Genomic DNA, 14,164 nt, shown 5'->3' on the forward strand with positions numbered 1-14,164 from the left:
ATCATCGTTTTTTATATCGCCTTAAATCCATCGTATAAGGGAATTCTGGATTGACAATTTCAGGTGAAGGATCATAGGTTGTTTTCAAATCCAGTTTAGTGATATATCTGCCAGATTTCTGATCATCCTGAACAGTCAAAGGTGCATCTGGAGAAGGATTAATCGTATGACCAAAGTCAAAAAACCTAGATATTCTCCTCGACTCAGCTTCATTGCTATTGATAGGGAAATTATCATAACTCCTGCCTCCCGGGTGAACTACATGGTATTGGCAGGCAGCAATAGATTTCTTAGTCCAGGTATCATACAAATCTATCACTAGAGGTGTATCAATTCCAATGGTAGGATGCAAGGCAGAATATGGTTGCCAAGCTCTATATCGAATTCCTGCTACGAATTCTCCTTGAACTCCTGTATTTTTCAAAGGAATTCTATGACCATTGCATAGCAAGTGATAACGGGATTCAGTCAATCCTGAGATTTTCACCTGAAGTCGCTCTAAAGAAGAATCTACATATCGAGCTGTTCCCGAGCTGGACATTTCCTCGCCTAACACATGCCAAGGTTCAATTGCCATTTTCAAATCCACATGGATATCATCCACTTGAAGCTCTCCAATAAATGGAAAACGGAATGAAAAGAATGGGTCAAACCAGGACAAATCAAAGTCATAGCCTGCTCTTTTCAAATCATTAACCACTTCTAGCATATCTTTTTCGCAGTAGTGAGGAAGTAAAAACTTATCGTGAAGAGAAGTGCCCCAGCGCACCAATTTATGATCATATGGCTCTCTCCAAAACCAGCTCATCAGCGCCCGAATCAGTAAAAGTTGCACCATACTCATTCTGTAATGAGGTGGCATATCAAAGCCTCGGAACTCTAAAATTCCCAAACGACCACTACTGGAATCAGGTGAGTAAAGCTTATCGATACAAAACTCAGCTCTATGGGTGTTACCAGTAATATCTACCAATAAATTCCTAAAGACACGATCCACCATCCAAAATGGAATCTCGTTTTCTTTGCCATTTGGAACCTGCTGAAAGGCTAACTCCAGTTCATATAGCATGTCATCTCTACCTTCATCCACTCGTGGAGCCTGACTAGTCGGTCCAATAAACTGTGTAGAAAACAAGTAAGACAAGGCTGGGTGATGTTGCCAGTAGGTAATAAAACTCTTCAATACATCTGGTCTCCGCAGCAAAGGACTATTTTCCGGTGAAGAGCCTCCAAGTGTAATATGGTTTCCGCCACCTGTACCGGTATGCTTTCCATCTACATTGAATTTCTCAGAAATAAGTCGCGATTCACGGGCCTTTTCATAAAGAACTGCATAATTATGAGTAACCTCCTTCCAGCTCTTGGCGGGTTGCACGTTTACCTCAATCACTCCAGGATCTGGAGTAATCATCATCTTTTCTATTCGCTTATCTGACGGTGGATCATATCCTTCAATGAGAATTGGCACTTTGAGCTTTTGAGCCGTTCGTTCAACAGCACGCACTAAATCTAAATAATGCTCTATGAAAGAGACTGGGGGAAAAAAAACAAATAATTTCCCTTCACGAACTTCCACAACCAATGATGTCTTAAAAATTCGCTTGGAATTAATTGGATTTCGTTTGACTCGTTTCGCTTTTTTGCCTGAAGAAAGTGCTTCTACTTCTGCAAATAAATCATTCTCAGGCTTGAGTGGCTCGTCCTCTGGTGGAGTAAACTCAATCGAGTCCAATGGCAACCGTAAGCCTGCAGGAGAATTACCGGGTACCAAATACAAATCCTTATTACGAAACTTCCATCGACAGCTTTGCCACATTTCTTTTTCATACTCCCATTCCAAAGGAACAGAATACCCAACGGGCTTACCAAGGCCTTTTTTCAAAAGCTTCGCTAGCTTTTGGCGCTCTAAGGAAGATTTTAAATTGTATTTCGCTGGATTGATATTGACAGGAACTTTTCCTTCCTGCCAAATGAAATAAAATGGATCTTCGTAAAGTGGCGTCACATTTAACGGATCAACATTAATTTCCTTGACCAGCGTATTCATGAAGCTCTTAGCTTTCTTGCTGGTCAGTTTATAATCAACAGAAAGATCAGCCATTAAGGCATCATTATGCCACATTGGTTCTCCATCTTTTCTCCAGAAACATGCTAATTTCCATCTAGGCAAAGGCTCTCCAGGATACCATTTACCCTGGCCATATTGCATCAAAGCGCCAGTTCCAAATTCCCCTTTTAGTTTATGAAAAAGTATATTTGACAGACTACGTTTGTGTTCTCCATCAGCAGCAGTATTCCATTCGGGGGCATCCTGATTATCCACAGAAACAAAGGTAGGTTCCCCTCCCATGGTTAATCGTACATCATTTGCGTCCAAATCTTCATCTACCCTATCTCCAACTGCCAATATTTTCTCCCATTGTTCCTCAGAATAGGGCTTGGTCACGCGGGGAGTCTCTTCAATTCTAGTTACTTCATTTTTGAAGAAAAACTCCGTCTCAGCAGGTTCTGACATTCCGGTGATTGGTGCTGCATCTTGCGGACTTGGCGTGCAGGCAAGTGGAATATGCCCTTCTCCGGCAAATAAACCTGAAGTGGAATCCAAACCAATCCAACCAGCTCCAGGCACGTAAACTTCCGTCCAAGCGTGTAAATCAGTAAAATCCTCCTCTGGTCCTGATGGACCGTCTAGAGATTTCTCATCTGATTTCAATTGCACTAAATAACCTGATGCAAATCTGGAAGCTAAGCCAACATGTCGTAAAACCAGAACCATCAGCCAAGCAAAGTCTCTGCAGGAGCCAGATCCTAATGTTAGTGTTTCTTCACATGATTGAACACCGGGCTCCATTCTTAAATTATAACGGAGCTCCTGATTAATCATCGAATTTATCGCAACTAGGTAATCCACCGTGACAATATCTTTAGTAATCAAAGCTTTTGCCTTTTCTACTAGTTTCATCAGAAGTGGATCTGACTCTTTGATTTCCAAATAAGGTCCAAGCTGTCTTTTTACGCTTTCATCGTATTCAAAAGGAAAGTTTCCGGCATAATCCTCCACAAAAAAATCAAAAGGATTAATCACCACCATATCGGCTATCACCTCCACATCAATTTCAAAAAACTTGACTTTCTCAGGAAAAACTACTCTGGCCAAATAATTACCAAATGGGTCTTGTTGCCAATTTATAAAGTGATTTTCCGGCTTAATATTCAGTGAATATCCTTTAATGTGAGTTCGTGAATGAGGTGCAGGCCGCAATCGAATCACTTGAGGACTCAGGGTAATGTGACGATCGTACTCGTACTTTGTATAGTGCCGGATGGCAACTTTGATAGACATAGGCTAGGTTGAAAATTTTACTTCAAAAAGATCAAATCATTTAATAATTGCAAACGATTTGGGTCATCTGGGCTGCTCGTATTAGGTGTAATTTAAAGTAAGAAAAGGGACATTTCTGCATTTGGCTCTAGAAAAATCACATAAAGGAGAAATTACTTTTGTATTAACTCTCTACTATTTTTTCTCAAAATTGAGAATTGAATCAATTTCTTCTTCTGTAAGTAAACATTTCTATTTAGTTTCAATGGATGGAAAAAAAGAAAAAGAAAATCCTCGTAATCGACATAGGGGGTTCAAATGTAAAAATCCTGGCTACAGGTGCTGAAGAAAGAATTAAAATCCCATCTGGAGCTGATTTCAAGCCTGCAGAGATGGTCGAGTTAGTCAAAGAAAATGCCGCTCAATGGGACTATGACATGATTACCATGGGTTTCCCTGGTATGGTCAAAGAAAACAGAATTGTTTCCGAGCCTGTAAACCTTGGCGAAGGATGGAATAAATTTGATTTCCATGCAGCTTTCAATTGCCCAGTTAAAATTATAAATGACGCTGCCATGCAGGCACTTGGTGGATATGAGGGTAAAAAATTGCTTTTTCTTGGTTTAGGAACTGGACTTGGAACAGCTATGGTGATCCACAATGTCATTGTTCCACTAGAAGGCGGACACCTACCTTTTAAGAAAAAGACTTTTGAAGAATATGTGAATAAAGAGTATCTGACCAAAAGCGGATCAAAGAGATGGGAGAAAAACGTACAGAAAACTGTTGAAATCTTCCGTGCTACTTTCCAGCCTGATGATATTCTACTCGGTGGTGGAAACTCGAAGTTGCTTTCCGAAATTCCTGAAGGTTGCAGATTAGGCACAAATCAAAATGCTTTCACAGGTGGATTCAAGTTCTGGGAAGAGGATTTTAAGCTCTAAATCCTACTTTATCAGCCTCTTCATTTTTCGTAGATTTCAATTCACCCTAGTTCCCAATAACCTATACCTATGAAACACCTATTCCTTTATGCCTTTGCCATCCTTATTTTTTCAAGTTGTGAAAAGAGGCAGTCAAAAGACAACACAGAAACACTACTGGTAAATGAGCAAGTCCGGGCAAGAATAGACTCTACCCTATCGAGCTTTGTAGACAGTGGAAATCTTGCAGGAGTTTCAGCATTAATTTTTGAAAAAGATCAAGAGGTTTATTTCAATGCTTTTGGCTATGCTGATCGGGAAAATCAGGTGAAGATGGATAGAAATACCATTGTGCAGATTTACTCTATGACCAAGCCAATTACAGGAACGGCGCTGATGACGCTTTACGAGGAAGGTAAATTCCAGTTGGATGATCCACTTTCAAAATATGCGCCTGAGTTTGCAGACATGAAAGTCTATGATGGTGTAGATGAAAATGGAGATATCAAACTCGTTGATGCGGACAGACCAGTTACTATTCGAGATTTAACCCGGCATACCGCTGGCTTTCCAAACCGTGCTGATATACCTGGCTTAAGTGATATTCTTGCAGAGAAAGATCCGAGAAGTTTTGAGATAGATTTAAATGAAATGGCCAAGAGAATCGGGCAAATTCCGCTTTGGTTTCAGCCTGGTACCCAGTGGGAATATGGTCAATCTGTGGATGTTCAGGCATTTTTGGTAGAAAGAATTGCTGGAGTTCCATACAAGCAATATGTTCAGGAGCATGTACTCGATCCACTTAACATGACAGATACAAGGTATTTTGTCCCAGAAAGTGACAGAGCAAGAATGTCTGCATCTTACCGAAGAACAGGTGAAGGTCAGCTCGAACAATTGCCAAATGAAGAAGCTCATAACTTCAATATCAATGAGTGGCCACTGACTCCGGGAGGATTTGGATTTACTTCGACTTTGGACGATTACATGACTTTTGCCAGAATGCTGGTTCACAAAGGTGAGTTTGATGGTGTCCGTGTTTTGAAGCCTGAGACAGTTGAGCTCATGAGTACCAATCAACTTCCTGATTCTGTGACCGAAAGATCCTGGTTGCCTAGCAAAGGAAATGTAGGGTTTGGAATTGATTTCGCAGTGCGAGTAGCTCCACCGGCAAGTGCTGAAGAAATGAACGGGATTGTAGGTGAATTCTTTTGGGATGGAGCAGCCAGTACACTTTTTTGGGTTGATCCGGTCAATGAGATTACAGCCGTTCTTTTTGTCCAGCTTTTCCCATATGATCAAATCAAGCTTCACAAAAAGTTCAAAGATGCGGTTTATGGGAAATATCAGCCTAGCGGCTCTAATTAAAATCAGCTAAACCATCGTTCGTGTCATCAGGATCGATATAAAATCTTAGCTCACTAAATTTCTCTTGCCGTCGTTCGTGTCATCACGAACGACATTTTGTTTGAGTACTTTAAACAAATCACAGTACAATAGATTTCCCTTAACTTTGCGCTAAGCAGAACCATTTTCTAATAAAATGTTGTTCTGCACTCATTGTAACCTAATGGACCTTGAATCCATTACTTATTACAGCGTATGAAAGAAAGACCAAGAGTAGTAGTCGGCCTCTCCGGAGGGGTCGATAGTTCCGTAGCCGCTCACCTTCTCATCGAGCAAGGCTATGAAGTCATCGGGATGTTCATGAAGAACTGGCACGATGAATCTGTCACCATTTCCAACGAATGCCCCTGGATGGAAGACTCCACCGATGCTATGCTGGTAGCTGAAAAGTTGGGAATACCATTTCAAGCCATAGATCTTAGCGAAGAATACAAGGATAGAATTGTGGATTACATGTTTGCTGAATACAAAGCAGGCCGTACTCCCAATCCGGATATTCTTTGCAACAGAGAGATCAAATTCGATATTTTCCTGAAAGCTGCAGAAAAGCTAAAGGCTGACTTTGTAGCAACTGGGCATTATTGCCAGAAAGGCGAAACTATAGGAGCTGATGGAAAAACAGCCTATCAATTGCTTGCAGGAGCCGATCCAAACAAAGATCAGAGTTATTTCCTGTGTCAATTGAACCAAGGTCAGTTAGCCAAAGCGCTATTCCCAATCGGGCATATGCAAAAGCCGGATGTCCGTGCAAAAGCCAAAGAGATGGACTTAATTACTGCTGATAAAAAAGACAGTCAGGGGCTTTGCTTTATAGGAAAAGTACGTTTGCCTGATTTCCTTCAGCAACAATTAAAGCCTAAAAAAGGCCAGATTATTCAAATTCCTGAAGAACTAGCCATCTACCAGAATAAGCAAATACCAGCAGGATTTGCTCCTGAAGACTATAATCAGGAGACTTTGGATGCTATTTCTCTGCCAACGCACTACACTCAGAATCAAGGAAAAGTCCTTGGTGAGCATAATGGCGCACATTATTTCACCGTTGGTCAAAGGAAAGGACTTCATGTAGGAGGAACCGGAAAACCCTTATTTGTGATTTCTACTGACACGCAAGAGAATGTGATCTACACAGGTTTGGGAGAAACCCATCCTGGCTTACTTCGTGATGGCTTATTTGTCAAAAACGAAGATATACACTGGATTAGAGAAGATTTGAAACTCAACATCGGCGAAAGCAGAAGATACGAAGCCAGAATCCGCTACCGCCAGCCTCTCAGCGGAGCTACGTTGATCCAGAAAGAAAATGGTCTTTACGTCATCTTCGATCAGCCTCAGAAGGGTGTAGCTTCGGGTCAATTTGTAGCTTGGTATGAGGTTGAGGAATGTATAGGATCTGGGACGATATTTTAGGAATTAGGATTTACAATTTACGTTCCGATAGCTATCGGAATACGAGGCTAATGTAATTTGAAATTTGAAGTTCAATTTATTAGCCTCTTTTTACCTAAAACAACAAATCCCCCTAGCCTCCTTTATAAAGGGGGAATAGCCAAACCTGAACCCCATTCATTACTTTCAGATAGCCATTATTTTAAATTCTTAATTCATTCATTTTAAATTTTCCAGTGTTAGAAATTCTTTTCGAAGACGAATACCTTATTGCCATCAATAAACCTTCTGGATTGCTTGTTCATCGGACTTCTATCGCAGCGGAGGAAACCGTCTTTGCTTTGCAGTTGCTTCGTGATCAAATTGGTCAGCATGTTTCACCGGTTCATCGATTGGACAGACCGACAAGTGGTGTTTTGCTTTTCTCCAAGAATGAAGAAGTCCTCCCCCTACTTAAAGAGCAATTCGCTGATCGATCGGTGAAGAAAACTTATCTAGCCATTGTTCGAGGGATTCCTACGATTAAGTCGAACCTGATTGATCATCCCTTGACAAGTGAGCGCTCTGGGAAATTGCAGGAATCACAAACGCATTTTCAAGTTTTGGCAGAAGCGGAAATCCCTTTTAATACCACAGGAAGATATCCTTCAAGTCGCTACAGTTTGCTTGAGCTAAAACCTGAAACGGGCCGAACGCATCAGATCAGACGGCATTTAGCACATATTCGTCACTATATATTGGGAGATAAAAAACACGGAGATAATAAGCAGAACCAATTTTTCGAGAAGCAATTTGGTATGGTGAACCTACTATTACATGCTAGAAAGCTTGAATTCACTCACCCGATTTCGAAAAAGAAAGTATCTATTGAAGCTTCACTTCCTTCTCATTTCCAAAAAACAATAAGTGATCTAGGTTGGTCAGCACTTGATTTAGAAGGTTAGAAGCCATCTTTTCCTTAATTTCAACTACTTTAGAATACACTTTATATAAACCCTATGAAAAAATCACTGTTAGGACTAAGCCTTTTGTTATCTGTGACTTTTGTGGCAGAAGCTCAAAAGAAGAAAATTGATAAAAAATTCAACGAAACTGCTGCAGTCGCTGACCTCACTTATCTAGCATCAGATGAATTGAAAGGAAGAGACCCTGGGGCTCCAGAAATGGCCATGGCCTACAATTACATATCGATGCAGTTGGAGGATGCTGGTGCAAAACCAGTTCCCGGAGCAGATGGTTATTTCCAAAATATTCCATTCATGATGTCTTCTCCTCCAAGCAAGGGCGAAATCAAATTGAGGGACTCGCTTTATTCCCAAGGTAAAAACATGCTTGTGATCAGCGGAGATGGTATTTCTGGAAAATATGAGTTAGTCGATGTAGGTTTTGGACTTGCAGAAGATTTGGAGGGAAAAGACTTAAAAGGCAAAATCCTATTGACCAACGTTGGCGCTCCAGATCGCATGAGTCCAGCTGATCTATTCAGTTTAGGAGCTGAAAAAGGAAAACTCGCCGAAGCTGCCGGTGCGATCGGAGTTATTGAAAGGTTTAATATCCCATCTATTCCATGGCCATTGATTGTCAATTACCTCAATCGAAGCCAGATGGTAATAGATAATGGCGAGTCTAGCAAAATGCCATACATCTGGATAGAAGATGTGAAAAACACGATTAAGAATCAATTGACTGATGGTAAGGTTGAGGCCAATCTTTTAATAGAAGGCAAGAAAAACACACCTGTAGAAGGCAAAAATGTACTTGCGTGGATTGAAGGCACAGACAAGACGCTAAAGGATGAATTCGTCATGCTATCTGCACACTACGATCACGTGGGAATTGGGGCGCCAGATGCCAGTGGTGACTCCATTTACAATGGTACTAGAGATAATGCTGTAGGTACTGTTGCGGTAATGAACTCTGCAAAGTTCTTTGCCAAAAATCCACCAAAAAGATCCATTCTTTTGGCACTTTGGACTGCAGAAGAAAAAGGGCTTCTAGGTTCTGCTTATTTCGCAGCAAACCCATTAATTCCATTGGATAAAATCATCTACAACCTAAACATCGATGGTGCTGGCTATAATGATACTTCAGTAATTACGGTGATCGGATTGGGCAGAACTACCGCAGATGACTTGGTTGCTGAGGCTGTTGCAGATTTTGGGTTGAAAGCTATAGCAGATCCAGCTCCAGAGCAAGGACTTTACGATAGATCAGATAATGTGAACTTCGCCAAAGAAGGCATCCCTGCTCCTACTTTCAGCCTTGGATTCACGGCATTCGACGATGAGATCAACAAGTATTATCACAAAGCTGGAGATCACGTGGACTCCATGGATTTGGACTATGTGACGCTTTACTGGAAGTCATTTATCCTTGCTGCGCAAAACATCGCCAATGCAGAAGCTCAACCAATGTGGGTTGCTGGTGATAAGTATGAAGAGGCAGGGAAAAAGCTTTATGGGGATAAAAAATAATAAGTACTTCAAAAATTATATTTAATGGACACTCCCAAAATAGATAAGAGATTTTGGTTTAAACATAAAGGCTGTGAAGGAAAGCATTATTTGATAGGGAACCCTCACACTTTTCCTGGAAGGATATTGGCTTGGTGTCCAATAAAAAAAATAGACTTTTGTGTTTCAAAAGCTGAGATGGATGAGATTTCGGAATCAGCACAATATTGGCTTGAAGGATTTCTAGCAGGCAATCAACCTTATCCTCCGTTAGATGACAACGGTGATTTGGACTTTGAAAGCCCAGAATATAAAAACTGGCTTTTAGAAATAAAAGAATTTAGAAAAACAGGGGATTGGAAATAAGAAATTGAGAGGTAAAAAGTAAGATGATGTCATCTCTCTTTTTACCTCTTTAATTTTTTTACTCTCGCCTCTAAACTCTTGATTCTGATCTCTAATTTCTTGCGTCTAGACTGTAAAATCTTATGTCTTGCTACTTAATACTCCCTACTCAAAAAACCTACCCAAACAACATCCCCGCAATCGTCGCCGTCATCAGGCAAGCAAGCGACGCTGCAAGCAATGACTTTAATCCCAATCGGCTAATATTAGCCTGCTGGTTTGGAGCGATGATGGCGATACCACCCAACTGAATTGCAATTGAACTGAAATTGGAAAAACCACAAAGTGCATAGGTAGCGATGACAATTGATTTGGCGCTTAGGCTTCCCATTTCCTTCATTTCAGAAAGGCTCAAGTAAGCTACGAATTCGTTAATGACAGTTTTCTGACCTAGCAAAGAACCTACTTGCAATGTGTCTGCCCACTCCACTCCTATCACCCAGGCAAAAACCCGGAAGACTTGGCCAAAAAGATATTCTAATGAAAAACCTTGGAACTGACCTCCTGTAGTTCTCACCACAAACTCATTCAACCCTGTAACATCTCCCAAAATCCCCATCAAGAGGTAATTGAGCGCTGCGATGACGGCAATAAATGCCAAAAGCATTGCTCCTACATTCAATGCCAATTTCAAACCTTCGGAAGCACCAATAGACATGGCATCGATCAAGTTCACTCCCATCGCTTCCTCGTTCACTTCAAGCTTGTCCTGAACCCGCTCCTTTTCCAACTCAGGAATAAACATCTTGGACATTACGATAGCAGCTGGAGCATTCATGATACTTGCACCGAGAAGATAAGCTGCAAATCTACTTTGCTCCTCCAGACTATCTCCTCCTAGAAAAGCCACATAACCCGCCAAAACACCCCCGGCAATTGTGGCCATTCCGCCAGTCATCAAGCACATCAGTTCAGATTTACTCATCTGAGGAATAAAAGGTCGAACTAACAAAGGGGCTTCAGTTTGTCCTAAAAAGATATTTCCTGCTGCTGATAAGCTTTCGGGACCAGATAATCTCATCGTTCTCGCCATTACCCAAGCGATACCGAAAACCACTTTCTGTAGTATTCCTAAGTAGTATAAACCTGCTGATACCGTAGAAAAGAAGATAATTGTAGGAAGAACTTGGAAAGCGAAAATGAAACCGTAGCCATCTCCTGCTAAATCTCCAAAAATAAATGCTGCCCCATCCCGACTGAAGCTCAGAAACTTCACAAAGCCTCGACTGACCATAGCAAAGGCACTTTCCACAACAGGTACCTGAGTAATCAAAAACCCAAAAACCAATTGAAGTAGGATCCCAATACCAACTAATCTCCAATCGATTTTCTTTCTATTGCTTGAAAAAATAAAAGCCACCAAAACGATGACGGCCAGACCAAAGACTCCTCTTATATAATCCATTCAGTAAGTGTTGCAAATAAAAGCTAAAAATAAGGAACGCAGGTTCGGAAAACAATCATGTATCATGAGGTTAAGTTTTAAAATGAGAATTAGGGGTAAATAGTGAACAGTGATCAGTCGCAGTGATCAGAATTCAGAGTCACAAAACACAATTTTTGGCACAAGTCTTCAGACTTGTGCCTATTTTAATGCTGTCTTCGGACTGCCATTCTATTTATCGTCTAAAACACGCTAGAAATTTCACTTCGTAACTGTTTCTGTCATCACAAACAGTATCACATGCTCATTTTAATGCAGTCCCCTCTCCCGACTGCATCATTTTCTAAGAAATGAAGTAAATTCCCCCTATCGTCTTTCGAAGTTTGAAAACTTCAGTAAAGTGAGTCCTAGTCATGAGACTTAAACTAAATTTGGAAGCAGGAAAACTGCGCACTTTACGTTTTCTTTGTGGTCTTCGTGGTAAAGAAAAAATCATAAAAAAAGCCCGAGCTAACCCGGGCCTTAAACTGTATCAGTTTCTCTTGTTGATTTCATCTCGGATTCGAGCTGCTCGTTCGTAATCTTCATTATTGATAGCTTTATCAAGCATCTGATTAAGCTTGTCCAAGCTGAAATCCTTCAAAGAAGGTTCTTTTTTAGTCGTGAACTTTTGTGTGGAAGGTTTTGGTGGTGTTTTATCATCCTTTTTCTCTACCTCATAATGCTCAACTGCCCCTTCGGACATAGCCTTTTCGGTACAAAATACAGGGCTTCCAAATCGTATCGCTATAGCTATTGCATCCGAAGGTCGAGCATCTACATCTGTCTCGATTTTGTCTCCTTTACACTTGATTTTAGCATAATAGACACCTTCCTTCATGTCAGTTATAACGATTCTTTCAATATCAAAATTAAACCCAGATGCAAATGATTTAAACAAATCATGTGTCATGGGACGATTTGGAACAATCTTTTCGATTTCTAAAGCGATCGCCTGAGCTTCAAACATACCGATCACTATCGGCAACCGTCTTGCTCCACCAACTTCACCTAACACCAAGGTAAATGACCCTGATTGGGAATGATTGGACGAAAGTCCCAAAATCTCAAGTTCTATGATTTTTTCCACAAAAATTTATAATTCAGCTTTTAATGCTTCGTTTAATTTTGGCACAACCTCAAATGCATCGCCTACGATTCCGTAGTCCGCAGCTTTGAAAAAAGGAGCATCAGGATCTTTATTGATGACCACAATGCACTTTGAAGAGTTAACTCCTGCAAGATGTTGAATAGCTCCTGAAATTCCTATCGCTATGTATAAAGTTGGAGCGACTTTTACTCCAGTTTGTCCCACATGCTCGTGATGAGGTCTCCATTCGAGGTCAGAAACGGGTTTAGAACATGCAGTAGCAGCTCCTAAAATTTTAGCCATATCTTCTACCATACCCCAGTTTTCTGGCCCTTTCAAGCCTCTTCCACCTGAAACTACAATATCTGCTTCAGGAAGCAAAACGTCGCCTGTAGCACGTTCGGTAGATGTAATTTTTGATGCAAAATCAGCGTCTTCCAACGCCACATCGAAGGTTTCAACCTGAGCAGCTGCTCCATCCTGCTTCAAATCAATTGCATTCTTTTTGATTGCAAGGATTTTATTTTCTGTCGTTACAGAAGTTTCAGCAAAAGCTTTTCCTGTGTAAATACTCCTTTTCACAAGGTATCCAGAATCAGTTTTCGGTAACTCTACCACATTTGACACCAAGCCTGCTTTTATTTTAATCGCAAGTCTTGCCGCAACTGCATCTCCAAGGGAAGATTTAGCCAAAACCAATGTCTTTGCTCCTACTAGATTGAAAGCCTGTGCTACCGCGGAAGCGTGTGCTTGGATCACTCCGGCATCCAACTTACTTTCAGCACCGTGAAGCACTTTTGCTGCGCCCGCTTTTCCTACAGAGGCTAACTCCTCATTTCCAATGGTGCCGAGAGCAACTGCAATCACATCTCCTTCTCCAGTCTGTGCTGCTAAAGCATTTGCAAAAGAAACTGCCTCAAGACTAGTCTTTTTTACCTTTCCTTCAGCCTGTTCTATATATACTAAAATTGACATAATATCCTAATTTATAACAAGTTATTGGGTTTTTATTAAAGCACCTTTGCTTCATTTTTCAACAGCTTCACCAGCTCTGCCACATTATCTTTATCCACCAATTTCACCGCTCCTTTAGCTGGAGGCAGCTCATATTTGCTAGCTTCAGCCTGAGTCTCCTGAGATACTGGCTCCACTACATTAAGAGGCTTGGTTCTGGCAGACATGATACCGCGCATATTTGGAATTTTCCACTCTGCAATTGGTTCTTGACAGCCCGCAATCAATGGAAGGCTAGCTTCGAGCATTTCCTTACCACCTTCGATTTCTCTGGCCATTTTCACAGTTGAGCCATCTACATCTAGTTTCATCACTGGCGAAAAGGACGGCATTCCCAGCAATTCGCCAACCATTCCATGAACCATTCCTCCATTGAAATCAATAGACTCTCTACCCATCAAAATCAGATCGTAAGCTCCTTCTTTTGCATAATGAGCTATTTGCTGGGCTACGAAGTATGAGTCTTTAGGCGCAGCGTTTACGCGTATAGCATCATCTGCTCCTATTGCTAAAGCTTTTCTTAAAGTAGGATCAGAATCCGCCTCTCCTACATTCATAACAGTTAACTTTCCACTCGCTTGATCTCTCAGTTCGACTGCTCTTGCCAAAGCGTAATCATCATAAGGTCCAATAATATATTGAACGCCCGTTGAATCAAACTTGGTATTGTCGGCTGTAAACTGAATCTTGGAGGTAGTATCGGGTACGTGGGTGATACAAACAAGAATCTTCATTGGT

General features: G+C 41.1%; 11 protein-coding genes. 6 read left to right on the top strand and 5 right to left on the bottom strand.

From position 1 onward, the window contains the following. Nucleotide 1 precedes the first annotated feature (1 nt). Nucleotides 2–3,343 (bottom strand): transglutaminase family protein, encoded by a 3,342-nt coding sequence (locus LV83_RS04335; RefSeq protein WP_111610308.1) that lies wholly within the window; start codon nt 3,341–3,343, stop codon nt 2–4. 248 nt (nt 3,344–3,591) lie between these two features. On the opposite strand from LV83_RS04335, the gene LV83_RS04340 reads away from it, so the two are divergent. The 6 genes from LV83_RS04340 (at nt 3,592) to LV83_RS04365 (ending at nt 9,860) form a co-directional block, all read left to right on the top strand. Beyond that, nucleotides 3,592–4,266: an ROK family protein gene (locus LV83_RS04340; RefSeq protein WP_111610309.1), complete on the top strand. Its 675-nt coding sequence runs from the start codon at nt 3,592–3,594 to the stop codon at nt 4,264–4,266. 69 nt (nt 4,267–4,335) lie between these two features. Beyond that, entirely contained in the window at nt 4,336–5,613 is a 1,278-nt protein-coding gene (locus LV83_RS04345; RefSeq protein ID WP_111610310.1) for a serine hydrolase domain-containing protein, read from the top strand. Between the two features lie 234 nt (nt 5,614–5,847). After that, the gene (mnmA, locus tag LV83_RS04350) at nt 5,848–7,062 is read left to right on the top strand and encodes a tRNA 2-thiouridine(34) synthase MnmA (RefSeq protein ID WP_111610311.1); all 1,215 of its coding nucleotides are present in this window, start codon (nt 5,848–5,850) and stop codon (nt 7,060–7,062) included. 215 nt (nt 7,063–7,277) lie between these two features. After that, on the top strand, nt 7,278–7,985 hold the full coding sequence (locus LV83_RS04355) for a pseudouridine synthase (RefSeq protein WP_111610312.1): 708 nt from the start codon (nt 7,278–7,280) through the stop codon (nt 7,983–7,985). 54 nt (nt 7,986–8,039) lie between these two features. Further along, nucleotides 8,040–9,515, top strand: a complete 1,476-nt coding sequence (locus tag LV83_RS04360) for a M28 family peptidase (protein ID WP_211320453.1) — start codon at nt 8,040–8,042, stop codon at nt 9,513–9,515. Nucleotides 9,516–9,539: 24 nt separating this feature from the next. Beyond that, nucleotides 9,540–9,860, top strand: a complete 321-nt coding sequence (locus LV83_RS04365) for a hypothetical protein (protein ID WP_111610314.1) — start codon at nt 9,540–9,542, stop codon at nt 9,858–9,860. A 157-nt stretch (nt 9,861–10,017) separates the two neighbouring features. On the opposite strand, the gene LV83_RS04370 is transcribed toward LV83_RS04365, so the two are convergent. The 4 genes from LV83_RS04370 to LV83_RS04385 all read right to left on the bottom strand — a co-directional run bounded on the left by LV83_RS04370 (nt 10,018) and on the right by LV83_RS04385 (nt 14,160). Further along, complete coding sequence (locus LV83_RS04370) at nt 10,018–11,304, bottom strand: NupC/NupG family nucleoside CNT transporter (RefSeq protein ID WP_111610315.1); 1,287 nt, start codon at nt 11,302–11,304, stop codon at nt 10,018–10,020. 511 nt (nt 11,305–11,815) lie between these two features. Next, entirely contained in the window at nt 11,816–12,412 is a 597-nt protein-coding gene (locus LV83_RS04375) for a bifunctional nuclease family protein (RefSeq protein WP_111610316.1), read from the bottom strand. A 6-nt stretch (nt 12,413–12,418) separates the two neighbouring features. Continuing rightward, a complete protein-coding gene (locus tag LV83_RS04380; RefSeq protein ID WP_111610317.1) occupies nt 12,419–13,387 on the bottom strand; it encodes an electron transfer flavoprotein subunit alpha/FixB family protein in 969 nt (322 codons plus the stop codon). A 35-nt stretch (nt 13,388–13,422) separates the two neighbouring features. Beyond that, nucleotides 13,423–14,160: an electron transfer flavoprotein subunit beta/FixA family protein gene (locus LV83_RS04385; protein ID WP_111610318.1), complete on the bottom strand. Its 738-nt coding sequence runs from the start codon at nt 14,158–14,160 to the stop codon at nt 13,423–13,425. Between the last annotated feature and the right edge of the window lie 4 nt (nt 14,161–14,164).

This window comes from Algoriphagus yeomjeoni, assembly GCF_003259505.1.
Classification (GTDB): Bacteria; Bacteroidota; Bacteroidia; order Cytophagales; family Cyclobacteriaceae; genus Algoriphagus; species Algoriphagus yeomjeoni.

Excerpts from the sequence above, each read along its gene's own strand:
- LV83_RS04335 (WP_111610308.1), bottom strand. The coding sequence starts at position 3,343 with ATGTCTATCAAAGTTGCCATCCGGCACTATACAAAGTACGAGTACGAT.
- LV83_RS04340 (WP_111610309.1), top strand. The coding sequence starts at position 3,592 with ATGGAAAAAAAGAAAAAGAAAATCCTCGTAATCGACATAGGGGGTTCA.
- LV83_RS04345 (WP_111610310.1), top strand. The coding sequence starts at position 4,336 with ATGAAACACCTATTCCTTTATGCCTTTGCCATCCTTATTTTTTCAAGT.
- mnmA (WP_111610311.1), top strand. The coding sequence starts at position 5,848 with ATGAAAGAAAGACCAAGAGTAGTAGTCGGCCTCTCCGGAGGGGTCGAT.
- LV83_RS04360 (WP_211320453.1), top strand. The coding sequence starts at position 8,040 with ATGAAAAAATCACTGTTAGGACTAAGCCTTTTGTTATCTGTGACTTTT.
- LV83_RS04365 (WP_111610314.1), top strand. The coding sequence starts at position 9,540 with ATGGACACTCCCAAAATAGATAAGAGATTTTGGTTTAAACATAAAGGC.
- LV83_RS04370 (WP_111610315.1), bottom strand. The coding sequence starts at position 11,304 with ATGGATTATATAAGAGGAGTCTTTGGTCTGGCCGTCATCGTTTTGGTG.
- LV83_RS04380 (WP_111610317.1), bottom strand. The coding sequence starts at position 13,387 with ATGTCAATTTTAGTATATATAGAACAGGCTGAAGGAAAGGTAAAAAAG.
- LV83_RS04385 (WP_111610318.1), bottom strand. The coding sequence starts at position 14,160 with ATGAAGATTCTTGTTTGTATCACCCACGTACCCGATACTACCTCCAAG.